Annotated in this window: 24 protein-coding genes, 5 tRNA genes and 1 pseudogene; 10 read left to right on the plus strand and 20 right to left on the minus strand. The window is 69.5% G+C overall.

Going from position 1 to position 25,720, the window contains the following annotated elements:
• Nucleotides 1-100: 100 nt before the first annotated feature.
• Complete coding sequence (locus tag H1Q64_RS22055; RefSeq protein ID WP_237905613.1) at nucleotides 101-1,762, plus strand: electron transfer flavoprotein-ubiquinone oxidoreductase; 1,662 nt, start codon at nucleotides 101-103, stop codon at nucleotides 1,760-1,762.
• A gap of 20 nt (nucleotides 1,763-1,782) precedes the next feature.
• Here H1Q64_RS22055 and H1Q64_RS22060 read toward each other — a convergent pair whose 3' ends face one another.
• Nucleotides 1,783-4,014: a helicase-related protein gene (locus H1Q64_RS22060; RefSeq protein ID WP_237905614.1), complete on the minus strand. Its 2,232-nt coding sequence runs from the start codon at nucleotides 4,012-4,014 to the stop codon at nucleotides 1,783-1,785.
• 113 nt (nucleotides 4,015-4,127) lie between these two features.
• On the opposite strand from H1Q64_RS22060, the gene H1Q64_RS22065 reads away from it, so the two are divergent.
• Nucleotides 4,128-4,577: a hypothetical protein gene (locus tag H1Q64_RS22065; protein ID WP_237905615.1), complete on the plus strand. Its 450-nt coding sequence runs from the start codon at nucleotides 4,128-4,130 to the stop codon at nucleotides 4,575-4,577.
• A gap of 13 nt (nucleotides 4,578-4,590) precedes the next feature.
• On the opposite strand, the gene H1Q64_RS33875 is transcribed toward H1Q64_RS22065, so the two are convergent.
• The gene (locus tag H1Q64_RS33875; protein ID WP_014197696.1) at nucleotides 4,591-4,719 is read right to left on the minus strand and encodes a hypothetical protein; all 129 of its coding nucleotides are present in this window, start codon (nucleotides 4,717-4,719) and stop codon (nucleotides 4,591-4,593) included.
• A gap of 154 nt (nucleotides 4,720-4,873) precedes the next feature.
• Between H1Q64_RS33875 and H1Q64_RS22070 the strand changes: the two genes are divergently transcribed.
• The gene (locus H1Q64_RS22070) at nucleotides 4,874-5,374 is read left to right on the plus strand and encodes a hypothetical protein (protein WP_237905616.1); all 501 of its coding nucleotides are present in this window, start codon (nucleotides 4,874-4,876) and stop codon (nucleotides 5,372-5,374) included.
• A gap of 17 nt (nucleotides 5,375-5,391) precedes the next feature.
• On the opposite strand, the gene H1Q64_RS22075 is transcribed toward H1Q64_RS22070, so the two are convergent.
• From H1Q64_RS22075 to H1Q64_RS22115, 9 genes are all read right to left on the minus strand, one after another.
• Nucleotides 5,392-6,156, minus strand: coding sequence for a Crp/Fnr family transcriptional regulator (locus tag H1Q64_RS22075; RefSeq protein WP_237905617.1), 765 nt, complete (start codon nucleotides 6,154-6,156; stop codon nucleotides 5,392-5,394).
• A gap of 238 nt (nucleotides 6,157-6,394) precedes the next feature.
• Nucleotides 6,395-6,736, minus strand: coding sequence for a Gas vesicle protein V (locus H1Q64_RS22080; protein ID WP_237905618.1), 342 nt, complete (start codon nucleotides 6,734-6,736; stop codon nucleotides 6,395-6,397).
• A 120-nt stretch (nucleotides 6,737-6,856) separates the two neighbouring features.
• The gene (locus H1Q64_RS22085) at nucleotides 6,857-7,342 is read right to left on the minus strand and encodes a hypothetical protein (protein WP_237905619.1); all 486 of its coding nucleotides are present in this window, start codon (nucleotides 7,340-7,342) and stop codon (nucleotides 6,857-6,859) included.
• A 67-nt stretch (nucleotides 7,343-7,409) separates the two neighbouring features.
• A complete protein-coding gene (locus H1Q64_RS22090) occupies nucleotides 7,410-7,619 on the minus strand; it encodes a hypothetical protein (protein WP_237905620.1) in 210 nt (69 codons plus the stop codon).
• Nucleotides 7,620-7,767: 148 nt separating this feature from the next.
• Nucleotides 7,768-7,841 (minus strand) — tRNA-Gln (locus H1Q64_RS22095).
• A gap of 1 nt (nucleotide 7,842) precedes the next feature.
• Nucleotides 7,843-7,917: transfer RNA gene (locus tag H1Q64_RS22100), tRNA-Val, on the minus strand.
• Nucleotides 7,918-7,952: 35 nt separating this feature from the next.
• Nucleotides 7,953-8,029 (minus strand) — tRNA-Asp (locus tag H1Q64_RS22105).
• A gap of 99 nt (nucleotides 8,030-8,128) precedes the next feature.
• Nucleotides 8,129-8,204: transfer RNA gene (locus H1Q64_RS22110), tRNA-Ala, on the minus strand.
• A 1-nt stretch (nucleotide 8,205) separates the two neighbouring features.
• A tRNA-Thr gene (locus tag H1Q64_RS22115) sits at nucleotides 8,206-8,280 on the minus strand.
• Nucleotides 8,281-8,457: 177 nt separating this feature from the next.
• Here H1Q64_RS22115 and H1Q64_RS22120 point away from each other — a divergent pair.
• Nucleotides 8,458-9,792: a TylF/MycF/NovP-related O-methyltransferase gene (locus H1Q64_RS22120; RefSeq protein WP_237905621.1), complete on the plus strand. Its 1,335-nt coding sequence runs from the start codon at nucleotides 8,458-8,460 to the stop codon at nucleotides 9,790-9,792.
• An 86-nt stretch (nucleotides 9,793-9,878) separates the two neighbouring features.
• On the opposite strand, the gene H1Q64_RS22125 is transcribed toward H1Q64_RS22120, so the two are convergent.
• Nucleotides 9,879-10,352 carry an RT0821/Lpp0805 family surface protein gene (locus H1Q64_RS22125; protein ID WP_149167578.1) on the minus strand — a complete coding sequence of 158 codons (474 nt, stop codon included), beginning with the start codon at nucleotides 10,350-10,352 and terminating at the stop codon, nucleotides 9,879-9,881.
• A gap of 236 nt (nucleotides 10,353-10,588) precedes the next feature.
• On the opposite strand from H1Q64_RS22125, the gene H1Q64_RS22130 reads away from it, so the two are divergent.
• Together H1Q64_RS22130 and H1Q64_RS22135 are read left to right on the plus strand one after the other, a co-directional pair.
• Complete coding sequence (locus tag H1Q64_RS22130) at nucleotides 10,589-13,381, plus strand: carbohydrate-binding domain-containing protein (RefSeq protein ID WP_237905622.1); 2,793 nt, start codon at nucleotides 10,589-10,591, stop codon at nucleotides 13,379-13,381.
• Nucleotides 13,382-13,434: 53 nt separating this feature from the next.
• A complete protein-coding gene (locus tag H1Q64_RS22135; protein ID WP_040134614.1) occupies nucleotides 13,435-13,611 on the plus strand; it encodes a YqaE/Pmp3 family membrane protein in 177 nt (58 codons plus the stop codon).
• A 159-nt stretch (nucleotides 13,612-13,770) separates the two neighbouring features.
• On the opposite strand, the gene H1Q64_RS22140 is transcribed toward H1Q64_RS22135, so the two are convergent.
• The 4 genes from H1Q64_RS22140 to H1Q64_RS22155 all read right to left on the minus strand — a co-directional run bounded on the left by H1Q64_RS22140 (nucleotide 13,771) and on the right by H1Q64_RS22155 (nucleotide 19,097).
• Nucleotides 13,771-15,474: a methyl-accepting chemotaxis protein gene (locus H1Q64_RS22140; protein WP_237905623.1), complete on the minus strand. Its 1,704-nt coding sequence runs from the start codon at nucleotides 15,472-15,474 to the stop codon at nucleotides 13,771-13,773.
• A 335-nt stretch (nucleotides 15,475-15,809) separates the two neighbouring features.
• Nucleotides 15,810-16,631, minus strand: a complete 822-nt coding sequence (locus tag H1Q64_RS22145) for a metallophosphoesterase family protein (protein WP_237905624.1) — start codon at nucleotides 16,629-16,631, stop codon at nucleotides 15,810-15,812.
• Between the two features lie 13 nt (nucleotides 16,632-16,644).
• A complete protein-coding gene (locus tag H1Q64_RS22150; protein WP_237905625.1) occupies nucleotides 16,645-17,853 on the minus strand; it encodes an ATP-grasp domain-containing protein in 1,209 nt (402 codons plus the stop codon).
• A gap of 62 nt (nucleotides 17,854-17,915) precedes the next feature.
• Nucleotides 17,916-19,097: a GNAT family N-acetyltransferase gene (locus H1Q64_RS22155; RefSeq protein WP_237905626.1), complete on the minus strand. Its 1,182-nt coding sequence runs from the start codon at nucleotides 19,095-19,097 to the stop codon at nucleotides 17,916-17,918.
• 450 nt (nucleotides 19,098-19,547) lie between these two features.
• Here H1Q64_RS22155 and H1Q64_RS22160 point away from each other — a divergent pair.
• The 3 genes and pseudogenes from H1Q64_RS22160 to H1Q64_RS22170 all read left to right on the plus strand — a co-directional run bounded on the left by H1Q64_RS22160 (nucleotide 19,548) and on the right by H1Q64_RS22170 (nucleotide 20,512).
• Nucleotides 19,548-19,977 (plus strand): annotated as a pseudogene (locus H1Q64_RS22160) (Fur family transcriptional regulator).
• On the plus strand, nucleotides 19,977-20,228 hold the full coding sequence (locus H1Q64_RS22165) for a hypothetical protein (RefSeq protein WP_237905627.1): 252 nt from the start codon (nucleotides 19,977-19,979) through the stop codon (nucleotides 20,226-20,228). Before H1Q64_RS22160 ends, H1Q64_RS22165 begins: the two are co-directional and overlap by 1 nt.
• Before the next feature lie 74 nt (nucleotides 20,229-20,302).
• A complete protein-coding gene (locus tag H1Q64_RS22170; protein ID WP_237905628.1) occupies nucleotides 20,303-20,512 on the plus strand; it encodes a SlyX family protein in 210 nt (69 codons plus the stop codon).
• Nucleotides 20,513-20,529: 17 nt separating this feature from the next.
• Here H1Q64_RS22170 and H1Q64_RS22175 read toward each other — a convergent pair whose 3' ends face one another.
• The 4 genes from H1Q64_RS22175 to H1Q64_RS22190 all read right to left on the minus strand — a co-directional run bounded on the left by H1Q64_RS22175 (nucleotide 20,530) and on the right by H1Q64_RS22190 (nucleotide 24,544).
• Nucleotides 20,530-20,808: a hypothetical protein gene (locus H1Q64_RS22175; protein WP_041812334.1), complete on the minus strand. Its 279-nt coding sequence runs from the start codon at nucleotides 20,806-20,808 to the stop codon at nucleotides 20,530-20,532.
• A gap of 137 nt (nucleotides 20,809-20,945) precedes the next feature.
• The gene (locus tag H1Q64_RS22180) at nucleotides 20,946-22,631 is read right to left on the minus strand and encodes a GGDEF domain-containing protein (RefSeq protein WP_237905629.1); all 1,686 of its coding nucleotides are present in this window, start codon (nucleotides 22,629-22,631) and stop codon (nucleotides 20,946-20,948) included.
• A 144-nt stretch (nucleotides 22,632-22,775) separates the two neighbouring features.
• Nucleotides 22,776-23,561: an HNH endonuclease family protein gene (locus H1Q64_RS22185; protein WP_237905630.1), complete on the minus strand. Its 786-nt coding sequence runs from the start codon at nucleotides 23,559-23,561 to the stop codon at nucleotides 22,776-22,778.
• Nucleotides 23,562-23,680: 119 nt separating this feature from the next.
• Nucleotides 23,681-24,544: a LysR substrate-binding domain-containing protein gene (locus H1Q64_RS22190; RefSeq protein WP_237905631.1), complete on the minus strand. Its 864-nt coding sequence runs from the start codon at nucleotides 24,542-24,544 to the stop codon at nucleotides 23,681-23,683.
• 116 nt (nucleotides 24,545-24,660) lie between these two features.
• Between H1Q64_RS22190 and H1Q64_RS22195 the strand changes: the two genes are divergently transcribed.
• Nucleotides 24,661-25,560: a DMT family transporter gene (locus tag H1Q64_RS22195; RefSeq protein ID WP_237905632.1), complete on the plus strand. Its 900-nt coding sequence runs from the start codon at nucleotides 24,661-24,663 to the stop codon at nucleotides 25,558-25,560.
• The last annotated feature ends 160 nt before the right edge of the window (nucleotides 25,561-25,720 follow it).

The raw sequence follows: 25,720 nt of genomic DNA on the forward strand, positions 1-25,720 counted from the left end.
ATCCTTTTTGGCGGGTGCGAAAGGCATACGCCGTTCCGAAAGCCGCCGGACCCTGCGGAAATGGCCCCGGCGCTTCAATCAAGCGGGAGGCATGGGGACCATGGATCGCGATCCGCGCGAGGTGATGGAGTACGACGTCCTTGTCGTCGGAGCCGGCCCGTCGGGCCTGAGCGCGGCCATCCGCCTGAAACAGCTTGCCAATGAGGCGGGGCAGGAGCTGTCGGTCTGCGTCGTCGAGAAGGGTTCGGAGGTCGGCGCCCATCTGCTCTCCGGCGCGGTGTTCGAACCGCACGCGCTGGACGAGCTGATCCCCGACTGGAAGGAGAAGGGCGCGCCCCTGACCACCCCGGCCCGCGAGGACCATTTCCTCTTCCTCACCGAGACCAAGGCCTACAAGTCGCCCTTCGCTCCGCCGCAGATGCACAATCACGGCAACTGGATCATCAGCCTGGGCAACCTCGCCCGCTGGATGGCCGGGCAGGCCGAGGAGCTGGGCGTCGAGATCTACCCCGGCTTCGCCGCGGCGGAAGTGCTCTACGACGACAGCGGTGCGGTCAAGGGTGTCGCCACCGGCGACATGGGCATCGGCAAGGACGGCGAGAAGACCGGCAACTACACGCCGGGCATGGAGTTGCACGCCCGGCAGACCATCTTCGCCGAGGGCTGCCGCGGCTCGCTGACCAAGACCCTGTTCGAGCGCTTCGACCTGCGCCGTGACGCCGATCCCCAGACCTACGGCATCGGCATCAAGGAGCTGTGGGAGGTCGATCCCGCCAAATCCCAGCCTGGCCTGATCGTCCACACCATCGGCTGGCCGATGGACCCCAAGACCTACGGCGGCTCCTGGCTCTACCACATGGAGGGCAACCTGGTGTCGGTCGGCTTCGTGGTCGGGCTCGACTACGAGAACCCGCACCTGTCGCCCTTCGAGGAGTTCCAGCGCTACAAGACCCACCCGGCGATCCGTCCGACCTTCGAAGGCGGGCGGCGCATCGCCTATGGTGCCCGCGCCCTGTCGGAAGGCGGCTTCCAGTCGATCCCCAAGCTGACCTTCCCCGGCGGTCTGATCGTCGGCGACGCGGCGGGCTTCCTCAACGTGCCCAAGATCAAGGGCAACCACACCGCGATGAAGTCGGGCATGCTGGCGGCCGAGGCGGTGTTCGAACTGCTGTCCGCCCAGACCAATGGCGAGACCCCGGCGCGCGAGGCGGTGGCCTACCCGGAGAAGCTGAAGGCGTCCTGGGTGTGGTCGGAGTTGCACGCGGTGCGCAACATCCGCCCCGGCTTCCAGAAAGGGCTGTGGGCGGGTCTGGCCAACGCGGCCTACGAGACGGCGACCAAGGGCAAGTCGCCGTGGACGCTGCACCACCGGCACGGCGACCACGAGACGCTGAAGCGGGCGTCGGAGATGCCGAGGATCGCCTATCCCAAGCCGGACGGCGTGGTGTCGTTCGACCGGCTGTCGTCGGTGTACCTGTCGAACACCAACCACGAGGAGGACCAGCCGGCGCACCTGACGCTGAAGGACGCGTCGGTGCCGATCGCGGTCAATCTGGCGCTCTACGACGCGCCGGAGACGCGCTACTGCCCGGCCGGGGTGTACGAGATCGTGCGGGCGGAGGACGGCAGCGACCCGCGGCTGCAGATCAACGCGCAGAACTGCGTGCACTGCAAGACCTGCGACATCAAGGACCCCACCCAGAACATCAATTGGGTCGTCCCGGAAGGCGGCGGCGGCCCGAACTATCCGGGCGGGATGTAAGGCCCCGCTTTACCGCCGCTTTACCGTCTCGGCCCGAAGCGCTTGCGCGGGGCGCCGCGGAAACCGGCCTTGGGCGGCGGCTCGCGCCGTTGACCGGCGGACCGCGCCCCGCGCGTGGCGAGCAGGTCGGCCAGACGCCGGCTGATCTCGCCGCGGCGGCTGCGCACCGCCTCCCGCTCCGGGAACAGGGTCGGGAACTTGCGCGCCGCCCAGTAATAAAGGTCGCAGGCCCGCGACAACCCCTCCAGCGCCGCGCCGTCCAGCCCGTCGAGCCGCGCCGGGACGAAGTGCCCGAGCGGTGACGGCTCTCCGGCCTCGACCGCGCCGAGGATGGCGGCGAGGATGCGCGCCTCCGCCTCGTCCTCCAGGTCGGCGGGAATCAGCAGAAGGTCCAGCCTGGCGGGCAGGGTCAGCCGCCGCTCGTCCAGCATCACCGCCAGCCGCCGCATCCCGGACAGGTCGCCCACCCGGTAGGGCGACCCCGCCGTGCGCGCGTCGGCGAAGCAGTCGAGCAGCAGGACCGTCTCCTCCGTCCCGATGTGCCCGGCCAGACGGGCCAGCATGGCGCGGGTCGGCCGCACGGTCAGCGGCGCATCGGCGCGCAGGCGCCCGTCCGCCTTCTCCAGCAGAGTGCGCAGGGCCTGCGGCGTGCCGCGGCCGACCACGCCGAACTCCCCCGACTCGAATTTGCCGAACCGCCCGGCGCGGCCGGCGATCTGCTTGACCTCCGTCGCGCTCAACGGTCGGACGCTGGTCCCGTCGAACTTCTCCAGCGCGGTGAACAGCACGCGGCGGCAGGGCAGGTTCAGCCCCATGCCGATGGCGTCGGTCGCCACCACCACGTCGGCCTCACCGGACAGGAAGCGCGCCGCCTCCCGCCGCCGCACCTCGGGGGCCAGCGCGCCGTAGACCGCGGCGACCGACAGGCCCTTGGCGCGCAGCGTGTCGCGCACGGAATGGATCTCCCGCCGGGAGAAGGCGATCAGCGCGTCGCCCGGCTCCACCTCCTCCCAGTTCAGGCGGCGGTCGATCAGGGTCAGCGGCACCTTGCGCTCCAGCTCGATCACCTCCAGCCGTTCCCCGAGATGGTCCGCCACCCGCTCGACCAGCGGGCGGGCCTCCGGAGCGCCCAGGATGTAGACGGTCTCCGCCGGGGCGCCCATCAGCGCCGCCGTCCAGGCCCAGCCGCGGTCGGGGTCGGCGAGCATCTGGATCTCGTCGATCACCGCCACCTCCACCGGGCGGTCGGGGTCCATCACCTCGATGGTCGAGGCGGTGTGCCGGGCGCCGGGCGTCGTGATCACCTCCTCGCCGGTCAGCAGGGAGGCGGGCGTGCCCTCGGCGTTCAGCCGCTCCATCACCTCCAGCGCCAGCAGGCGCAGCGGCGCCAGATAGAGGCCGTCCCAGGCGCCCTTCAGCGCCTCGATGGCGTGATGGGTCTTGCCGGAATTGGTCGGGCCGATCACCAGGACCAGCCGCCGCCCCAGCCCGCGGGCCACCGGGAACAGCTTCTCGAAGCGGGCGAGGTCGAAGTGCCGGTCCACATAGGCGCGGCCGCGCGCCTCCGCCCGTTCGCGCCGCCACACGGCGAACTCGCGGTCCCAGCGCTCCAGCAACTCGTCCACGCCATGCCGGTTGCGGGCGGCGCGGGACAGCCGGTCGGCCAGCGACGCGAAGGTCCAGGCATCTTCCGCACCGTCCGCTTCCCCGGCGTAACGGTGCAGCCGGGCGGCGGTGCGCGACAGAGCGTCCTCCAGCGCGGTGGCCAGCGCCGGGTCGCCCTCCAGCCGCAGGGCCAGATCGTCGTCCGTCAGGTCGGCCAGTTCCATGGCGTCGAGCACGCGCGACACCTGGAGCCGGACCGGCGCGGGCAGGCCGGGCCAGGGCAGGTCCTCGCTGCGCACCGCCCGGACCCGCGTGCGGTCGTCCGCCGGGTGCAGGCTGGTCGACCAGCCCTCCAGCGCGCGGCGCCCCTGGGCGAGCAGGGCGTTGCGCCGCCGCGCGCGGTCGAGCGTGCCCTGGATTTCCAGAATCACCGCCTCGCGGCGCTCCGCCGGGACCAGCAGGTCGCGCTTGCCCTTGGGCAGCGGCAGGCCGAGCGGCACCAGACCCAGCCCCTCGCCATGGGCGACCCGCGCCACGCCCGCGGCGGCGGCGGTCACCACGTCGGGGTGGGCGCTGGCCAGCTCGTGCACCAGATGCGGGTCGGCGGACTCGTCGGCGCCGGAAGTGTCGGGGGAGGTCATGTCCATAGGGCGCGGTCTCTGGAGAACTTTTCACAAATTCGCACTGGCGATCCGAGCCCATCCATGTCATGAGCCACGTCCCGCAGGGGCAGTCCCGGCCCCGAGGCAGGCATCAAGCCATGACCAGACCGCTCCGCGCAAAGATTCTCCGACCCGACCTCGATCCGGCCGCCCGCAAGGGCGCCAGCGGGGAGAACCGCTGCCGCTGCTGCGGGCGGCCCGGCGGCGCCGTCGTGCGCTGCCTGCCGGACGGGCGTTGGTACGACGCCGCCGACCAGACCTGGCGCGACGGGCGCGGGCGGCGGGCGGTCTGGCCCGACGTGGTGGAGTATGCCGAGACCCGCGACGTGCAGGTCGTCGTCCGCCCGGTCCGCCCCTCCGGCAACCCGGAGGCCCGCCCGAAGAACCTCTGCCGCCGCTGCCACATGCAGGAGGAGGCGTTGCGCAACGCCATCCGTTCCCGCATCCGGGCGCGGATGCGCCACGCGCTGGGCGACCTGTTCCTCGGCGATTATTCGTCGCCCGGAATCCTGGAGCGCGCCATGGCACTCTACCGCCGCAAGTCCTGACCTCAAGGATTCGCTACACGGGCTCCTGCGGCTCGCCGGGCATGGGCGGAGCCTCCACCGGCTCGTCCGGCGGGGCGTCGGGTGGCAGCGGCATGGGGATCGGCACGTCGGGTTCCTGCCGGGGTGGCGGGTAGGGGCTCATGTCCGGTCTCCGGTGATGGGGATGGGGCCGTCTTGTGGAAACACCGCCCCGCCGCAATCGCTCCATCGGTTGCGCCACTGGTGCGGCGCATGACCAAAATCAAAGCGGCGGCCCGGATCATCGCGGACAATGCCCGCGAAAGGATCGCCCGCCCATGCCCAGAAGCTTCATTCTCGCTCCGCTTGCCAAGACCCAGGCCGATCAGGCGCTGCCCGTCGTCCAGACCCTGCACCGTGACATGACGCTGGACGAGTGGCGGCAGGTGGCCGCCCTGTTCCTGCAGGACGGCGGCGACGGCGGGGTGATGGCCTGCGAGATGAGCGACGGGCACATCCGCGGCCTGTTCTGCTACCGCGTCAGCGCCGAAGGAATGATCCGCGTGCTGACCGTGCCGATCTTCATCGCGGTGGGGCTGTTCGACGCGGCGGTGACCTCGGCGGCGCAGGCCGACGGCATCGACCTTCTGGCGCGCAAGCTGGGCTGCTCGTCGGTGGTGGTGGACGAGCGCGGCTGCGTCGTGGCGGCGACGGCGCCGAAGCTCGACGCCGCCGGCCTGTTCGGCCGGCTGGGCTATCGCCGGGTCGGGCAGGCCTTCGTGAAGGACGTGGCGGCGGGGTTCGGCGGCGACGGCTACCCGGTGGCGGGCAGGGCCTGAAGGAATGGAGCGGAGGATCAGGCGGCGGCTTCGAGCACCGCCGGGTTCTCGATGCGGATGCGGTCGTTGGTCAGGCGGGTGATCGCCCCGGCGACTTCCAGCTTGCGCAGCACGCGCGACAGCGTTTCGGGGCGCAGGCCGAGATAGGCGCCGATGTCCACCTTCGGCATGGGAAGGAAGACGCTGGGCGTGCCGTCGGCCAGGGGGCGTGACCGCCGCGACAAGGCGAGGAGGAAACTGGACACCCGCTCCACCGCCGTCTTGCAGCCGAGCAGCAGGATCTGGTCCTGCGCCGCCGACAACTCGACCGAGGTCATGGCGAGCAGCCGGCCCTGAACCGCCGGGTGCCGCTCCATCAGGCGGCGCAGCGCCGTCCGCGACATGCGGCAGACGGTGGAGGCGGTGACGGTCTCGGCGGTGTAGGCGTAGCCGGTGCCCACGGCCAGCCCGATCACGTCGCCCGCGGTGGCGAACCCGGTGATCTGCTGCCGCCCGTCCGGCAGGGTCTTGTAGAGCTTCAGCATGCCCGACATGACGGTGAAGACGGCCTCGGCCTCCTCCCCCTCCATCACCACGGGGGTCGCCGACAGCAGATCCAGCGGGCGGGACGTCGTCGACAGGTCCGGCAGGTCCCCGGCGGTCAGGGCGCCGCAAAGCCCCTTGCTCCGCGCCGAGCAGCCGGCGCAGCGGCCGGTCACCGTCTCCGCCGCCCGCGTCGGAGGAGCGGAAATCGGCGGCGGGACAATGGCTGCGGTGGTGGCGGCGGCGACGGAGAAGGTCATGGCTGTACCCCTGGGCTGTCTCGCTTCGGCGCCACGGAACGGCGCGCTCGCTTAGGACGTCCGGCCCAGACCGAAGCATCAGACTAAGGTCTTGGAACCGAGCCAAAGGTATGAGCTATGACCAGGGCCCGCCCTGATCTGGATCAACCGGACCCGGCATCGGTCCGGCGATGGGGCGACCGGACAGAGCAACGGCCCGGAGGGTGGTCCGGGCCGTGAGGCCTGTTCCCGCTGAGGTTCAGAGGGTCCGGCCGGGCCGTCCGCGCGGCGGGAAGCGGCTGGAGGTGGCGCGCATGGTGCCGTCCGCCATCGGCATGGCGCCGGATTCCGCGTCCTCATCATCGTCGCGGGGGCGACGGGACTCGCGGTCCGTCACCCGGGCCGCCTCGGCGCGGGAGATCGAGGATTCCAGTTCGCGGATGCGCGCCTGCAGGCTGCCGACGACCGCAGCGCCCGCCTGACGGGACTTGAACTGTTCGAGATCCTGCTTCAGGCGGAGCAGTTGATTCTTCTGTTCCGGGAGGCTCGGCCCGTCGCGGCGCTTCGTCACGCGATAGACTTTTTCGTCGAATCGGTTCACTGCGTTTCTCCTGTCTGCTCTTAAGCAGATTGGGTCGACGCGCCGCTGCACCATCGTTCGAATGGGATAGGCCCTGCATTTCCACCTTTGGTGGCAGCGACGGCGTCGTCCTTCCGGCGCTCAGGGCATCCGCTCGTTGACGCTCCGCTCGGCGGCTACCGCGGCGGCCAGGGCGTCGCGGTAGCGGCGCAGCCGCGCGTAGGTCGGCCAGGCCATGCCGACCAGCGGGTCGCACCAGTGCACCAGCACCATCAGCCCCATCCCGGCGAAGCCGCCGATCAGCGTGCCCGAGAGCAGGCCGGGCAGGGCGCCCAGGATCCACGGATCGGACAGCCGTCCGGCGTCGTAGGCCTGCAGACCCGCCATCCCCAGCGTGGCCGCCAGGGCGAGCAGGACCCCGACACGGCCCGGCGCGTACCAGATCCGCAAGTCGTCCCGGGTCAGGCCGTAATCTTCAGGGACCGGTCGCGCCGCAGCCTCCGCGGCGCCGTCCGGGCGCGCGTCGCCATTCCGGGACGTTCCGGTCACCTCCACCGGCGTTCCGCCCCCTTCGATCACCCGCCAGCGCCGCCGTGGGCAGTTGCCATCGTCTTCCAACCGTTCCATTGCGCGATATTGCGCGGGTGGAGGGGATTCGGCAACGGCGCTGTTTCGCGGTGCTCTCGCCCGGAGTTCAGCCGGGGCGGCCTTCCGCCGACCCGGTGCCGGCAGCCGGCCGGAATCCACCATCGGACAGCATGGCCTCGCAGTCCGCCTCCCGGGCGTACTTCACGATGCTGCCGTCGGCCAGCCGCAGATCATAGGATGGATGCCCACCCAGGGTCCGCGCGATCACCATGGCGTCCTGCCCATGATGCCGGACCTTCGTGCCCAGTCGCAGCATGGTTACAACCCCCGCATCCCGTGTTTCGTTAACGAAACCTTACCTCGGGTTGCCGTCAACGGACGAGCAACAAAAAGAGGCATTGGAATGGGGCGGCGAACCGCGATGTTGGGACGGTGTGTTGTGTGGGGAGAGAGATAAGGTGGTTTGGTTGGGGGACTAGGATTCGAACCTAGGTAGCCAGAGTCAGAGTCTGGAGTCCTACCGCTAGACGATCCCCCAATGGTGGTCCCGACTGGGATTGAACCAGTGACCCCTACGATGTCAACGTAGTGCTCTCCCGCTGAGCTACAGGACCAAACCGCGAGATACTTAACCTAACCACAAGAAACGTGGCGCGAGTGACGGGACTTGAACCCGCGGCCTCCGGCGTGACAGGCCGGCGCTCTAACCAACTGAGCTACACCCGCGTCGTAGGCGACCTTCTAAAGAACAAAGACCGCCGAAGCAAGCACTAAATTCAACCTTACCCAACTTACTCAAGTCAACCAACCAACCGCCGAAGAAGTTGGTGGAGCCGAGGGGGATCGAACCCCTGACCTCCTCATTGCGAACGAGGCGCTCTCCCATCTGAGCTACGGCCCCATGGTGCTGCCAGAGAGGATTGAACTCTCGACCTCTCCCTTACCAAGGGAGTGCTCTACCACTGAGCTACGGCAGCGTCCGGCGGGAGCGGGTGAATAGCAATCCAGGCCGCCCCCTGTCAAAGGGAAAAATATCGAAGGGGGCATTTCTTTCTTTTCACCCCCGCGACGGCCGCAGGCGGTGCTTGCATCCCGCCGCTTTCGCGGGGCATCTCATGCCCCATTCCGACCATGCCCGACCGACAGGTTTTCCCGTGGATGAGGTTCTGACCGAGGCGCGCCGCCTGATCGCGGCGCGGCATTACCGGCAGGCGGTGCGCCTGCTGCGGGATACCGCGCCGCGATCAGGCGGCTCTGCCGAACGCGACCGGGCCGAACGCGACCGGCTGACCGGCATGGCCGCTCTCGGCCGGCGCGACGCCGCGGCCGCCACCGCCGCGCTGCGCCGTGCCCTGGCGTGCGAGCCGGGACACTCGGAAACCCTCTATCATATGGCCCAGGCCGTGCTGGCCGCCGGGGACCGCTTGCGGGCGGTGCGCTGGCTGGAACGGGTGGCTGTGGCCGACCCCGCCTACCCCGGCCTCCCTGAGGCGCTGGCCGGCGTCTACCGCCGTGACGCCCTCTATGAGGAGGCGTTGCGGGTGACGGGAGAGGCGCTGGCAGCCGGGAACCGGTCGGCGGACATCCTCTATGAGCGGGCGGTCAGCCTCGCCCATCTCGGCGACGCCGCGGGCGCGCTGGCCGTCTTCGACGAGCGGCTGGCCGACGATCCGGAACACGCCGCCGCGTGGTTCGGCAGCCACGCCGTGGCACTGGGCCTGAACGGGGTGGAGGACGCGCTGCGCCGCCTGCGCCGGGCTGCGGACTGTCCGGGGGCGGCGGGCAAATACTGGGGCTTCCTGTGCGCCTATCTTCTGCTGCTGGGCCGCGACGCGGAGGCTGGGGCGCTGTATGGCGAGAAGCTGGCCGGGCAGCCGAAGCGTCTGCCGCTGGTCGAGGCGGTGACGGCGATCCGCCCGTATCTCGCCCCGGACATGCGGCTGTTCGGCGTGGGGGCGGAACTGCTGCGTTTCGCGCTGGAGCGGTCTGGAGTGCCCGGTCTGGTGCTGGAGTTCGGCGTGCGCCGCGGCACCTCGCTGAACCAGATCGCCGCGGTGGCCGGGCAGACCGTGCACGGCTTCGATTCATTCGAAGGGCTGCCGGAGGGCTGGGTGAACGCGCCGCGCGGCGTGCTCAGCACGGGCAAGAGCCTGCCGCCGGTGCGCGACAACGCGGTGCTGCACGCGGGCTGGTTCGAGGACACGCTGCCGCCCTTCCTGGCGGCCCATGACGGCGCGGTGCGCTTCGTCAATGTGGACAGCGACATCTACTCGTCGGCGCGGACGGTGCTGACCGCCCTGGCGCCCCGCTTCCGGGCGGGGACGGTGCTGGTCTTCGACGAGTTCATCGGGAACCGGACATGGCGCGAGGACGAGTACCGCGCCTTCATGGAGTATGCGGCCGAGTCCGGTGCTGCCTGGGAGATCATCGCCGTCAGCCCGCACACCAAGCAGGTGGCGATCCGGTTGACCGCGCTTCTGGTGCCATGACTCCGGCGTCATGACGGGGGCTCCCGCCCCGGCCGCCAGTTCCGCAGAGTGCGGAGGGACGGCCGGGGCAGGGGGCGTGCCGGGTGTTAGGACACGATGCGCCAGCTGCCGTCCGGCTGCTGGCAGGCGGTGCCGTTGGCCCGCTCGGCCTTGCCGCCGACATAGACGGTCTGCTGGTACTCGCGGCAGTAGTTGCCGGAGTTGTCGCGGCCGTCGCGGATCGGGGTGATGGTGCCGCGGTTGCCCGATTCCGGGTTGTTCCACTGGATGGTCGAGCCCATCGGCGCCGCATAGGCCTGGGTGGCGGCGCGCTGGGCGTAGCCCTCGTCCGCGCGGTCGAGCGACTGGCCAAGCTCGCTGCCGAGATAGGCGCCGAGCAGCGTGCCCACACCGGTGGTGATGAGCTTGCCGGTGCCGCCGCCGAACTGCGAACCGATCACGCCGCCGGCCGCCGCGCCGCCGAGCGCGCCGACCGTCTGCTTGGTCCCCAGGCCGCTGCCGCCGCTCTGGCAGGCGGCGAGCGACAGGGCGACGAAGGCGGTAACAGCGATCTTCTTCATAGGGTCTCTGCCTCTTGGTTCCGTATAAGCCATCAACACGTAAGGCTTCGCTTTAATCCGGGGGAGCCTGCGCTTTGGTGCGTATCACTCCCGTTCAACCGCCTCTCCCGTCATAGGCGGTGGCGGATAGAAGCACGGACCCGGTGGCCCTCGCCTGTTATCAAAATGGCGCACAAATGTCCGGCCGGCCCCGCCATGCTCGCCGCCGTTGAGCATAAGAGCGAGGGAACCATCCAATGGCATCGACCACCACGGGCAAGACCGACGCCAAGATTGTCGTGAGTGCCTATGGGCAGTCCGCCGGAGGCATCTGGCCGCATTTCCGCCTGTTGATCGACGGCGTCGAGGTGGGCCAGGCAACCGTCAACGCCACCAGCCCGACCGCCTACAGCTTCACGGTGCCGGTCACCGCGGCGCAGGCGCACAAGGTGCAGATCCAATACGACAACGACGCCATGGTGAACGGCCAGGACCGTTCGCTGATCGTCAGCGGGGTCTCCATCAACGGCAAGACCCACAAGCCGACCGACGCCAACGTCACCTACGACAAGGGCGCGCTCGACGGGAAGGACGTGGTCAAGGGCCAATCCGGGATGTGGTGGAACGGCACGCTGGTGGTGGACACCCCGGCCTCCGACTTCCCCGCCGCCCCGGCGGCGCCAGTCGCCGGAACCTCGACCTTCGTGGTGAACGCGCAGGGCATCGCGGCGGGCGGCACCAACGCGCATTTCAACCTGATGGTCGACGGCAAGAAGGTGGGGGAGGGCACGGTCGGCACCGCGGCCAAGGACTACAGCTTCACCGCCAACGTCGCACCGGACCAGGCGCACAAGGTGCAGATCCAGTATGACAACGACGCCGTGGTGAACGGGCAGGACCGCTCGCTGATCGTCAACAAGGTCACAATCAACGGCAAGTCCGTCTCCGCCACCGACAGCATCGTCGCCTACGACAAGGGCGCGCTCGACGGGAAGGACGTGGTCAAGGGCCAGTCGGGCCTGTGGTGGAACGGCACGCTGGTGGTGGACGCCGACAAGAGCTTCTTCGCCACCGGCACGGCCACGCCGACCCCGACTCCCGCTCCGAATCCCACGCCGTCGCCCGCGCCGACCGGGCCGGCGATTTTCGTGGCGACCAACGGCAAGGACAGCTGGTCGGGCAAGCTGGCCGCCCCCAACGCGAACGGCACCGATGGGCCGAAGGCGACGCTGACCGCCGCGCGTGACGCCATGCGCGCCGACCCGAACATCGACGTGACCTACGTCCGCGGCGGCGACTACTACATGAAGGACATGCTCTGGCTGGACGGCCAGGACAGCGGGGTCCGCTTCGCCGCCTACGGCAGCGAGAAGCCGGTCTTCCACGGTGGCTCCCTGGTCGAGAACTGGGTGTCGCGTGGCAACGGCCTCTACAGCGCGCAGCTCCCCGGCGGGTCCAAGGCGGTGCTCGACCTGTCGATGGACGGCGATCGGCAGACGGTGGCCCGCACGCCCAACGCCGACCCCAGCCACCCCATTGATGGCGGCTGGTTGATCGCCACCAAGGCCGGGGCCAACGCCTCCACCCAGTTCGGCTTCAAGGCGGGGGCGATTCCGACCTATTCGAGCACGGACGGGCTGATGGTCAGCGTCTTCAGCCAGCACGGCTACGACAACATGACCGTGCCGGTGAAGAGCATCGACTACGGCAGCAACACCATCACGCTGGCCCAGGGCACCTACGACGCGCTCGGCGCCGGCAGCCGCTTCTACCTGTTCAACGGCAAGGACCAGCTCGACACCGCGCGGGAGTGGTTCTTCGACAAGGCGTCCAGCCAAGTGCTGTTCAAGCCGGAGGGCGGGGCGGTCGCCGGGCACAAGGTGGTGGCGGCCCAGCTTCCCGTGCTGATCGGGCTGGGCGGTGCGAAGAACGTGACGATCGAGGGGCTGACCCTGACCGACGGCGCGCCGGACGGCCATGCGGTCTACGCCAACAACGCCGCCGGGCTGACCTTCAAGAACAACACCGTCACCAACACCGGCTACGGCATCACGGTGGAGGGCAGCGCCAACAGCACCGTCACCGGCAACCATTTCGCCGAGACCGGACGCGAGGCGGTCTACGTCAAGGCGGGGTCCAACTTCACCAAGGTGTCGGACAACCTGATCCAGCACGCCAGCGCCGTCGACCACGGCGGCGACGCGCTGTGGGTGAACGGCAGCAACGACGTCTCCATCACCCACAACCAGATCGAGGACACGCCGGGCAAGGCCATCGCGGTCGGCTCCGTCCAGGCCTCGGGCGACGCCACCTACCGGGCGACCATCACCCACAACAAGATCGTCGGCGCCAACCAGGAGACCAGCGACGGCGGCGGCATCTACCTGATCAACCGCCAGCAGGATCTGGCCGGCCACACGGTGGCCTACAACGAGGTGTCGGGCACCACCGCCTTCGGCAACGTGACCTGGGACGGCAAGGTCTCCCCCACCTTCCTCGACCCGACCAAGCTGGTGAGCTGGGGCATCTATCTGGACGACTGGACCAGCGGCACCACGGTGAAGGGCAACGTCGTCCACGACAACGTCGGCGGCATCTTCCTGCACGGCGGATGGAACAACACGGTCACCGACAACATCCTGGCCGACAATCTGGGCACCCAGATCGGCCTGCAGCAGAGCGTCGGCTGGGGCGGCTGGAAGGGCACGCCGATGGCGAACAACACCATCACCCAGAACATCGTGGACGCCGGCGACGGCCGGGCGGTGGCCCTCGACGGGCCGAGGACGGCGGGGACCTTCACCGGCAACTTCTACGCCGACCTCGACCCCAACGAGGCGCTGTTCCAGGCTTGGCCGCAGGTGATGGCGAACGGCGCCACGGGCACGCTGGCGCAGTGGCAGGCCGCCGGCTACGACAAGGGGGCCTTCACCTTCGACCCGCAATTCACCGATGCCGCGCATGACAACTTCGCGCCGGTGGCGGGCTCCGCGGTGTACCAGCACGGATTCGATCCTCTGCCCTTCGACCAGATCGGCCTGCTGGGCTGAGCATCACCGAAGGGTGGATGGAACCGGGGGCGGGGCGGGAGCGTTATCGCGGCATGGACATCATACGCATCATCCTGGCGCTTCTGCTGCCGCCCGTCGGCGTCTTCCTCCAGGTGGGGTTTGGCGCCCAGTTCTGGATCAACGTGCTGCTGACCCTGCTCGGCTACATTCCGGGCATGATCCACGCGCTGTACGTCATCGTGAAGTACAAGGACCGCTCCCCGGCGTAAGGCCGGGGGCGTGTGGGGCGGTCCGGTATAGCCCTCTCCCCTCTGGGGAGAGGGTGGCCCGAAGGGCCGGTGAGGGGGTTGCGCTTTTGCCGGACGGCGCCACGCGCAACCCCCTCACCCTAACCCTCTCCCCAGGGGGAGAGGGAATAAAGCGCCTCGTTACGCCGCGCGGACCTTCGCGAGGAAGCCGCTGACCTCCGTCCGCAGACGCGCGGCGGAGCGGCTCAGTTCCTGCGCGCTGCCCAGAACGCGGCCCGCGGCGGTTCCGCCCTGCGAGGCGGCGCCGCTGACTTGCACGATGGCGCCCGACACCTCCGCGGTGCCCGCCGAGGCCTGCTGGACGTTGCGGGCGATCTCCTGAGTGGCGATGCCCTGCTGCTCCACCGCCTGGGCGATGTCGTCGGCGATCTGGCTGCTCTCCCCAATGACCTGGGCGATTTCCCGGATCGACTGGACGGTGCGGAGGGTCACGTCCTGAACCCCGGCGATCTGGGCGGTGATGTCCTCGGTCGCCTTGGCCGTCTGGTTGGCGAGATTCTTCACCTCGCTCGCCACCACGGCGAAGCCCTTGCCGGCCTCGCCGGCGCGCGCCGCCTCGATGGTCGCGTTGAGCGCCAGCAGGTTGGTCTGCTGGGCGATCGAGTTGATGAGCTGCACGACCTCCCCGATCTTCTGCGACGTGCTGACCAGACCTTCCGCGGTCGCCTGGGTGTCCTCGGCGTTGCGGACGGCTCGGTTGGCGATGTCGGCGGACTGGCGGACCTGCTGGCCGATGCTGCTGACCGACCCGGCGAGTTCCCCGCAGGCGGTGGCCACCGATTCCACGTTGGCGGTCGCTTGGGTCGCCGCGGCGGCGACGGTGCCGGCCTGATCGTTGGCGCGCTCCATGGTCGCGTTCAGCGTCTGGGCGGCGCCCTCCAGCTCGGCGGCGGCGTGGGACACCAGCTCGACGATGGAGCCGACGCTGCGCTCGAACTGGTCGGCCAGCCCGTTCATCGCCTCGCGCTTCTCGGCCTCGGCGCGGCGTTCCGTCTCCTCCTTCTCCGACTCCATGCTGCGGGCGCGGACCATGTTGTCCTTGAAGACCTGGACGGCGCGGATGATCTCGCCGACCTCGTCGCGGCTGGTCGCCTGCGGCACCGCGATGGACAGGTCGCCCTCGGCCAGCTTCAGCGTCGTGTCGGTCAGCCGGCGCAGCGGCCGTACCGTCAGGATCGACCACCAGGCGAGTCCGGCGCCGAGCAGGACGGTCACCGCGCACAGCGAGATCATCAGCACCTGAAAGCTCTCGGACACCGTCCGGGCGTGCTTCGCCACCGCTTGGCTCTCGGCCTCCTGAAGGTCGATGAAGGCGTTGATGCGGGCCAGCCACTCGGTGAAGCCGGGGCGGGCCTGCTCGACCAGTATCTTGACGGCGCGGGTGGCGTCGCCGGCCTGGCGCGCCTCGATGACGCCGCGGGCCAGCGGCAGGGTCTTGGCCTCCGTCTCCTTGATGGAGGCGAGGATTTCCCGCTCCTTGGCGGTGATGTGGGTGCCGGCGGCGAACATGCGGTCCAGCTGCTCGGCCGAGCGCGCGTAGTCGGCGGCCAACCGGTCGATGGTGGCAAGCTCGGCCTTCAGCGCGGCGGCGTCGGACAGGAGCGTGACGTCGCGCAGGCTGATCGCCCGGTCATGCACGCTGCCGCGGAAGTTGATGGCGTAGCGCTGCTTGACGTTGTTGACGTCGTTGATCGTGGAAAGGCTGTCGTTGATGCTGTTGACCTTGTAGATGGCGATGGCCGCCAGGGCGACCATCAGCACCAGGATGCTGGAGAAGCTCAGCATCAGCCGAAGGCCGACCTTGGCGTTTCGGAACCAATTCATTGTTCACACTCCCGCCGGTCCGTGTCGTCGAAGACTCGTTGGATGCCGCCGGTTGCCGAAAGCCTGCCCTGCGGCGGAACCGACGATAGCACCAAAGAGTTGATACGGATTTTCCGAGAGATTGGATCAAAAGGAAAATTTTTCAGGACACGGGAACGGATGGCTGGGTTGTAGGATTTGTCACAGAAATTCGCCCGCCGTCCGGCTACAGTCGCGCGCGTTTGAAGCCCCCATACGAGACCCCGATGGCCGGACCCATGCTCAAGCTGTTGCTCGCCTTGTTGCCGCTCGGCGCGTCGCTGCTGATGCTGGCGACGGTTCAATGAGGAAACGGGTCACGAGTTGATGACCCGCCGCACCATCTCGTAAATCCCTATCCGCCGCAGCCCGCCTTGAAGGGCGGCGCGCAACGGTGCCGGAATGGACAACAGGCGCCGCGGTTCGATCCCCGCCCGGCGCGTCTTGTCGAAGGCCGCCCGGTCGTCGTAGGCGACCCGCCGCACGCTCACCGTCCGTTGGTCGGTGTCGAACAGCATCCAGGTCGCCCGCCGCTCCTCCGTCCGCGGTTCCCCCACTGTGCCGGGGTTGAGCAGGTAACAGGAGCCGCCGCGCAGGGCGACCTCGCTGTCGGAATCGTGCTCCCACAGCTCCCCATTGCGGTATTCGTGGATGCCGAGCCGGTGCGTGTGCCCATAGGCGCAGACGCGGGCGCCGGAGGGGTGGGCGAGCAGGGCCTGCGCCGTGCGCCGCATCCGGTCGTCGCTGTTCAGCCGGACCAACTCGCAGCCCCGGTCCACATGCAAGGCCCCGTGAACGGCGACGAGATGCTCGCCGACATTGATCTTCAGCGGCAGGGCGGACAGCCACGCGACGTCCTCCGGCGGCAGGCGCTTGCGCGTCCAGGCGATGGCCCGGATGGCGCGGACGCTGAAGCCGTCGGTGGGAATCTGGCGGGTCACCGCGCGGTCGTGGTTGCCGGCGACGCAGACCGCGCCGGCCTCGCGCAGAAGGGTGATGCAGGGCGACGGGTCGGTGTTGTAGCCCACCACGTCGCCCAGGCAGACGACGCGCTCCACCCCGGCGCCGCTCATGTCGGCCAGCGTGGCCTCCAGCGCCTCAAGATTGGCGTGGATGTCCGACAGGATACCGATCCTCATCGCCGCGGCACCCTCACTGGGCTTTCATGGCGCCGTCGGGCGTGTCGTGCGGCGCGCGCGACGGCAGGAAACGGGCCAACTGGTTGTGCAGGAAGGGCATGGGGTCGTCGAGCGCGATGGCCTTGGCCTCGCAGCCCAGAACCCAGGGCAGCCACGCGGCCATCGACAGGCCGCTGTCCTTGGCGGCCAGACGGTCCTTGGTGATGTGGCACCAGCGCGCTCCGGCCCGCGCCTTGCCCACCGCCGGGCGCGGCAAGCCCAGAAGGTCGGCGTGGACCAGCGCCGGCAGGTTCACTCCGGCCACCGCCCCCAGATGGTGCCACAGGTTGAAGCGCGGGTTGACTTCCAGCAGATGCAGCGAGCCGTCCGGGGCGCGCTTGAAGTCGAATTTGGCGACGCCGCGCAGCCCCAGCCGTTCGGTCAGCGAGCGGCCGAGCGCCGCCACATCCGGCGCGTCGGTGATGGTCAGGGCGGTGCTGTGCCCGTAGGCGAGCGGGTAGGTGCGGATCTTGGCCCCCGTGAACTCCCCGGCCACGCCGCCGCGCTCGTCGACATAGACGTGGTAGCTCTCGATCCGGGTCTCCGGGCCGGGGATCATCTCCTGCACCAGCAGGTCCAGCCCGACCGTCGCCAGCCGAGGCCACAGGGCGCGCAGCTCGTCCGCGGAATCGACCTGGATGGCCTTGGCGAAGCCGTCCGCCTCGTCCCACACCCGGCGGCGGGTCAGCGGCTTGACGATCAGGGGAAAGCGCAGGTCCACCACGTCGGGTGCGGCCTCGCGGGTCGGAGAGAGGCGGCGGGTCGCCGGGACGGGCAGGTCCAGCCGCTCGGCCAGCGCCTGGAAGCGGCCCTTGTCCACCAGATCCTCCACCAGCTCGGCGTCGGCGATGGCGAAGCGGAAGCCCTCGGCCAGCCGGATACGGTTGCGCGAGACGAGCAGGAGCTGAGTGTCGTCCTGATAGTAGAGGACCGGCTTTTCCGGCTGGTCCTTGGCAAAGGCCATCATCACCTCAACCAACCCGTCCGGGTTGCACGCCGGGTCGTCCCACAGGATGGCGTCCCTGGTGAAGCGGGAATGCAGGGCGGCGGCACCGGGATGGGTGACCACGGCGCAGCGCAGACCGGCCAGCCCCAGCGGGCGCACCATGTCCATATCGCCCATCACGCAGGCCAAGGCGGAGTTGGCGGCGGAAGTCTCAGCGGCGGCGGCAGTGTTCTTCATTCTCGGCATCCTCCAACCGCCCGGTCGGCGGCCCTGCGGTTGCGGCTTCGGTTCCGGCGGCGTCAGCGGTTCATCAGGGGCAGCGGGCTGCGGATCAGCCGCCTCATCCGGTCGGCCAGCCCAGCCTTGACGCGGCGCAGGCGGGTGTCGATCTGGCGGCTCAGCCGGTCGGGGCCGAGCGCGATCCAGTTCATCGGCTGCTCGGTGTTGGACAGCAGCGGCTTGTGCCCCGCCGGGGTGGACATGAAGTCGTAGCAGTCCTCGCCGCGGGCCAGCGTGTCCTCGATGGCCAGGACGTGGGCGACCAGACCGGGCTTCAGCCGGTTGTCGGCCTCGTAGGCGAAACCGCCCTGGTAGTTCATCACCCGCCCGCGATGGACGAAGTTGTAGAGATAGCCGATGACCGTGTCCCCGGCGCTGACCCGGCACAGCCGCACCGTCCCCGCCGGCACGCCGCCGGCGATCAGCCGCTCGTGGAAGGGGCGGAAGGCCGGGTTCGAGAAGGCGCCGGACTGACCGCGGGCGTTCCAGCTCGCCTGATGCAGGATCTCCATGGCGTGGAAGTCCTCCAGAGCCTCGTCCGCCGTCGCGGCGACGCGGTAGGTCAGCGGGCCGCGCTCCGCGTAGAGCCGCATGGCCCGGCGCACCGCGGCGCGGGTGTTCTTACCGAGGCTGGCGAGATAACCGGCACCCTGGCGGCGCACGCCCTCCAGATCGACCCACTGGCAGCTGTCGGCCACCCGGACCTGCAGCGCGTGGCCCTGCCGCGCCGCGGCGAGCCGCACCGCCGCTTCCGCTTCGGGCTCCAGCCCGCCCAGCACCAGTTCGTCCCAATTGGTCAGGCGCTGCCCCAGCCAGTCGAAGCAGGCGGCCAGCACCGCGTCCGCGCAGTTCCGGTCCGCGAGGATGCCGTTGTACTCCACGAACAGCCGGTCGAAGGTCCGCTCCCCCGTCTCGTGCAGCAGCCAGCAGCGCGTGCGCAGCAGACCGAAGCGCCACTGTGTGCGCGGGCAGAGGAGCGCCAGCCCCACGACCTGCTCGCCGCGCCGCGCGACCAGCGCGTGGGGCCGCGTGCCGCGGGGCAGGGAGGCCAGCCAGTTGCCGATCCACTGCCAGCCCAGGAAGAAGGACCCGTCGGCGCGCTGCTCCAGATCGGTCCAAAGCTCTTCAAGTTTGCCGGGATTTTCTAAAGGCTGCAACGTGATGTCGATGGTGTCGCCGTCGTCCTCAACAAGAGTCCTCATGTCCATGGGCTCGGTCTTCCCTGGGGGATGTTGATGAAGGGGCGGCTTCAAATGTCTACGTAAAAAAAATGGGATTGGATCGACGTCTCGAAAACTTTGATCTCATCCGATCTATCCTGTGCTTCTGCGTCTGCATCATGTACGGACGACTGTGACAAAAAACGCGGTGGCGGAAGGTGGATTGCGGAGTCCCGGTGGGGGAACCCGTCCGGGTCATCCGGGGTATCGGGCGGTGATGCGGCGGCGCAATGGATGTGTCCGTCTGCCCCCGGATGACTTTCCGCCCGATGCCATGGGCTGGGGTGTCGGCCATTGGTCCAGGTCCAAAGGCAGGTCTTACGGCCGCTCTTACGGAAGACCGTTGTCCTTGCGGACTTTCCTCTCCATCTCTTGGAGTCCATGGGTTAGGCATCGGAAAGGACCGGCCCCGTGACCACGCCCGAAGAAGCCCTGCCGTCGCGTCTGGAACGCGCCTGCGCCGAGCGGGGGTTGAAGATGACCGGCCAGCGCCGGATCATCGCCCGCGTCCTGTCGGAAGCCGCCGATCATCCCGATGTGGAGGAGGTCTACCGCCGCGCGGCGGCGATCGACGCCGGCATCAGCCTGGCGACCGTCTACCGATCAATGCGGCTGTTCGAGGAGATCGGGATCATCCAGCGCCACGATTTCGGTGACGGGCGGGCCCGCTACGAGGAGGCGCGCGGCGACCACCAACCACCACCTGATCGACATCGAGACCGGCGAGGTGGTGGAGTTCCAGGACCCGGAGCTGGAGGCCGCCGTCACCCGCATCGCCCGCCATCTCGGCTTCGACATGATCGGGCAGCGGCTGGAGATCTTCGGGCGCCGCATCCAGCGCAAAGGTCCGGAGACAGCCTGATGGCGGCGGAGCGGAGAAGCGGGCCGGAGCACGATCCGGCGGAGCGTTTCGCCGCCTGCGAGGCGGCGGTCTGCGGCTGCCGCCCGGTGGTGGAGCGCGCCTACCGCGAGCTGGTCGATTGCGGGCGCCCCGACCGCCACGCGCTGGAGGCGGCAACGGTGGTTCTGCGCTGGCATCATCCGGAACTGGACGTGCCGCAGGCGCTTCAGATCGTCGAGCGCTGGGTGGTCGCCCAAGGCCGGCTGCATTGATGCAGCATTGATCTTGCCTTGGCGAGCGGAGCGGTTCTAAAGGTCTTTCCCTTCCGCGACCCGCAGGGCCATTCATGGACGCCGAAAACCGCCTGACCGAGCTGGAATCCCGCCTCGCCCATCACGAGCGCATGGCCGAGGAGATGTCCGCCGTCCTGTTCGAGCAGGGGCGGACCATCGATCTCATGACGGCGCAGATGCGCCGCCTGCGCGACCGGATCGCGGAGCTGGAGTCCGGCGTGCCCCGCGCGCCGCAGGACGAGCCGCCCCCGCCCCACTACTGATCATCCCTTGCGGACGCTCACCTCATCTTCCAACCACCGCGGGGACCGCACCAGCTGAGCTGCGGGCCGGCGGGCGGCTGGCGCGAGCAGTCGGCCTGGGCACAGTTGCAAGCGGGAAACAGGCAGCGGTCGCCGTTCACGTCGGTGGCCTGCACGGCCAGTTCGTAGCGCGTGCCCCGCATCAGCTGCGCGCCGGCAGCGCTGTTGCGCTCGTAATGCTCGACGACGGCGAGCAGACGCAGCATGCGGGCCCGCTGTCCCTTGGTGTCGAGGCTCATCTTCCAATCTCCCGCCATGGCCGTCCGAGTCGTGCTCCGATGGACATGAAACGGCAGAAAAGGGCCAAGGCTCCAGCGTGCAACGGCCTTACCCACCGCTGGCCGGACGCCCGCCGGACGCGGTTCCCCGCTTGGCGGAGGCTTGGCCGCGGGGCCTAGGACGCCGGGTTCTTCGCCGCCTCGCCGGCTATGCCCTGGCTTTCGGCGGGGGCGGGCGGCAGGTCGGCCGTCCAGCGGACGCCGCGGTTGCGGCCCGCGCGCTTGGCCAGATAGAGCGCCTGATCGGCGCGGCGCAGGGCTTCCGTCACGTCGGGCGAATCCTCGGGCCACAGCGCGATGCCGAGGGAGCAGCCGACCCGCACCGCCTCGCCCTGGATGCTGACGGGCTCGTTCACCGCATCGATGATGCGGCGGGCCAGCCCGTCCAGGTCCGGCGGCTCGGCGCCGGCGCGCTGCGGCAGCACAGCGGCGAACTCGTCGCCGCCCAGCCGGGCCACCACGTCGTCGCCGCGGAAGCAAGCGGCCAGTCGCTCCCCCACCTGACGCAGCACGAGGTCGCCCGCGTCGTGGCCCAGCCGGTCGTTCACCGGCTTGAAGCCGTCCAGATCGATGTAGAGGAAGGCGGCAGAGCCGTTGCCGGCGGTCGTGGCTTCCACATACTGTTCGAAATAGCGGCGGTTCGGCAGGCCGGTCAGCCGGTCCTGATAGGCGATGTCCTCCAGCCGAACCAGGGCGGCGTCGCGGTGGGTCAGCCCGTCCACCAGATCGCGCAGCGTCGCCGACAGCGAGGTGATCTCGGCGCTGCCGGCCAGCACGGGCATTTCCGCTCCCCGCTCGCCGCTGCGGATGCGCTCCGCCGCCTGGGCGATGCGGCGCAGCGGCCGGGTGACCCGCCCGGCGGCCATCCAGCCGAGCGCGCTGAACAGCAGAACCATGGCGCCGCCGGCCAGCACCGTCTCGACCATCTGGGCGGTGGCCGGGGCGTAGGCGACGGCCAGCGGCTGGCGGGCCACCACGCTCCAGCCCAGCCCCGGATAATTCATGTATCCGTTGCCGTAGGCGTAGCCGGTCAGATAGCGCTCGCCGTCCGGCCAACGCTCGACGACCCAGCCGCTCTCGTTCTTCTGCGCGCTGCGCACCGCCTCGATGTCCAGGGTGGTGCCGAGCAGCTCGCGGGGGCCGAGCAGCACCGTGCGGTCCGCCGCGACGACGATCAGCTCCAGCTCCGCGCGGCCCCGCATGGTGTCGAGCAGGGAGCGGCGGATCTCGCGCGTCCATTCCCAGCTCAGATGCGTGGCCAGCACACCGACGACCTCGCCCCGCTCGTTGTGCACGGGGGTGGAGATGTCCACGAACTTCATGGCCTCGCCGGTCGGGTTCGGCAGCAGGAAGGCCAGCATCACCGCGTCGTGCACGTCACCGACGAACAGCGTTTTCTGCCCGTTTTGGAAGACCGGGCGCTTGGAAATGTCCACGCCATCCAGCAATCCCCCGGTGGCGGCGAGCACCTTGCCCTTGGTGTCGGTCACACCCATCCAGGACATGGTCGGAAAGAACTCCTGGAATTGCTCCAGCAGCCAGCGCAGCCGGACCGGGTCGTCCATGGCCGGTGTGATGCCGAGCTTGGCCAGCATGCCGATCTCGCTGGCGCGCGACCACATGGAGCGGTCCAGCCGGTCGGCCATGTTGTGGGCGGCCTCCGCCAGGGAGTGACCGATCTCGCTCTCGATCCGCTCGCGGGAGCGCAGGCCGGTCAGTCCCGCCAGCACGACGGAGACGCCAAGGACCAGAACGGCGCCGGTCAGAGCCACCGTCGTCCGCAGACCGCGTTCCCTCGCCATGACGTCCGGCCGCTCCCCTCGACACCCCGCCGCCGTTCCGTCAGGAAGACCGCATACGAAGGTTCTATCAAGTTTGGCTAGGTTTCAAAAGCGACATCAGGGGACGCCGCGCATACCGGCGCATGGAATTGTTGGAAAGGCCGGTCAGCGGGCCGGCCGGTTCCCCACGGCGGTGCGGCGGCAGTCGGACAGGATGTTGCCGACGGTGACGCGCTCCCGCTCGTCCATGGTCAGCTCCCAGCGCGCCTTCACGGCGATCCAGCCCGCCACATAGGCGCAGATGTACTCCTCGCGCGGCGGCAGCCAGTCCTCCGGCCCCTTCGAGCCCTTGGCGCGGTTTGCCGCGGCCGAGACGGTGACGAGGGTCAGCGGGTCGCTCAGGTCGTTGGCGTAGGCCGCGCGCTTCTCCCGCGGCCAGTCGTAGCCGCCGCTGGCGTAGGTCTCCTCCAGCGGCACGCGGTGGTCGATGTCCACCTGCTTTGGTTCGGTGAAGGTTTCGCCGGTGTAGGGATCGTTCCACACGCCGGACAGCACCGAACAGCCGTTGGCCGAAAGCTTCGCCGGCTTTACGGAATCGCGGATCAACACCTGCTCGCGCGTGTTCAGGCATTTGGAGTCGATGGTCAGCCAGTGCGGCCACTCGTCCCGCACATAGCCGCGGCGGCGCTCCTCCTCCACCCGGATGCGGTCGAGCTGGGCGGCGACCGCCGCGTAGTCGATGCTGGTGTCGGGGACGGGACGGGGGATGGGCCGTTGGCGCTGGGTCTTCTCCTCCCCGAAGATGGAATCCAGCGTGCCGGGCGGGACGAGGTGGAAGCGCTCCGCCGCATAGACCGCGGCCAGCACCAGCAGAACGGCGACCAGCCCGCCCAGCGTCAGCGGACGGCCCCTCCGGCCGCCCCGCGGTGCTCCGCTTCTCCGTCGCGCCATGCCCCTGGTCCCTCAACCCTGTTCTTCGCCATACCTGGATATGGTTCCTGGGCTGTTCTATGGCGCTTTGGGGACGTGGCGCAACGGTGCGAGAGGAGTGGTCGTGCCGGGCAGCCCCGTCACGCCCACACCGGCTCCGGAAGGCTCTCCATCAGCAGACCGGTGACCATCTCCACCCCGGCACCCCGCGCCGTGCTTCCGGTCAGCAGCGCCAGTTCCGTCTCCGGCAGCGCGGGCAAGCCGTCCGCCACGCCCAGGAAGCGCGCTCCGGCAGGCAGGGCGCTGTGGGGAAGCACGCTGACGCCCAGCCCGCCGGACACCGCGGCGCGCACCCCGGCGTGGTTGGGGCTGGAATAGGCGACCCGCCAGCGCCGTCCGGCGCGCTCCAGCTCATGCACCGCGCGGTTGCGGTAGACGCAACCCTGCGGGAACAGCACCAGCGGCAGCGGGTCCTCGCGGTGCAGGTCCTCTGCCGCCGGGCCGACCCAGCAGAGCGGCTCCCGCCACGCGCGCAGCGCGCCGGGGCGGCCGGGTTCCTGCTTGACCAGAGCGATGTCGAGGTCGCCGCACTCCACGTCCGCGCGCAGCCGCACCGACAGGTCGCAGCGCACGTCCAGACGCAGCCGCCGGTTCGCCCGCGCGAAGTCGGCGAGCAGGCGGGGCAGCCGCTCCACCGCGTAATCCTCCGGCACACCCAGCCGCACCACCTCCGCCGCCGGTCGTCCGGACAGGACGGCGTTGGCCTCGTCGTTCAGCGCCAGCAGACGGCGGGCGTAGCCGAGCAGCCGCTCGCCGTCGTCGGTCAGCGCGACGGCGCGGTTGTTGCGGTCGAGGAGCGGCAGGCCGACCTGCTCCTCCAGCCGGCGGATCTGCTGGCTGACCGTCGATTGCGTCTTGTGCACCCGCTCCCCGGCCCGCGTGAAGCCGCCGGCGTCCACCACCGAGGCGAAGGTGCGCAACAGGCCCAGATCCATCTCGCGCATCGGACCGACCATTCAGGTTTCGAATGCAATGGATGATATCATCCAATTTCCAAATGGAAAGGCTCCGCGCCATCCTCTCCCTAACGCGCACCATTCCGCATGGGAGAGGACCGGCCATGACACACGCCGCCACGCACCCCTTACCCCTGACCGACCCGCGGGCGGCGCCGCTCGCCCTGGTCGTGCCCTTCTGCCTCGCCTGGAGTTCGGCCTTCGCCGCGGGGAAGATCGGCTTGGCCGACTGCCCGCCGCTGCTGCTGCTGGCCTTTCGCTTCCTGATCGCCGGGGCGCTGCTGGCCGCCGTCGCGGCGTGGCGGGGCGAGTATCGGGGGATGGCCGGGCGGACCCTCGGCCTGCTGGCGCTGCTCGGTCTGCTCAACCATGCGCTCTATCTGGGCCTGAGCTACAGCGGTATGACCTACGTTTCCTCCGGCCTGACGGCGCTGATCGTCAGCGCCAACCCGGTGCTGACCGCGGCGCTGGCCGCCCTGCTGCTGGGCGAGGCGATGAACCGGCGCAAGGCGCTGGGGCTGGCGCTGGGAGTGGCCGGGGTGGCGCTGGTGGTTCGCGGGCGGCTGGGCAGCGGGACGGACGCGCCGCTGGGCATCGTGCTGGCGGTCGGCGCGCTGGTGGCGCTGTCGGCGGGAACGCTGCTGTTCAAGCGGCTGGCGCCGCGGACGGGCCTGCTCGCCGGAACCGGCGTGCAGGTGCTGACGGCGGGGCTGGCGCTGCTGCCCATCGGGCTGCTGCTGGAGGACGCCGGGTCGATCCGGCTGACCGCCGGCTTCGCCGGGTCGCTGGTTTACCAGGCGCTGGTGGTGTCGATCGGCGGCTACCTGCTGTGGTTCCGCCTGCTGCAGCGGACGAGCGCCACGGAGGCCAGCGCTTATCACTTCCTGATGCCGCCCTTGGGCATGCTGTTCGGCTGGCTGCTGCTGGGTGAAACGGTGCAGCCTTGGGACCTGTTGGGCATTCTGCCGGTGGCGCTGGGCATCGGGTTGGTGACGCGGGGGTAAGGATCGCATCCCGGCAAAAGGGATACGTCTTTCGCGGGGGATCAGGTTGCGCCCTGCGATTGTTACGTTTTCATGACGTCCCACTCTCCATCGTCCTGTTGTTGAGGCCCACACGCCGGGAGGCCCGCCATCACGACCGCCGCCGTCTCACCCACCCTGG

This window comes from Azospirillum brasilense, assembly GCF_022023855.1.
GTDB classification, from domain to species: domain Bacteria; phylum Pseudomonadota; class Alphaproteobacteria; order Azospirillales; family Azospirillaceae; genus Azospirillum; species Azospirillum brasilense_F.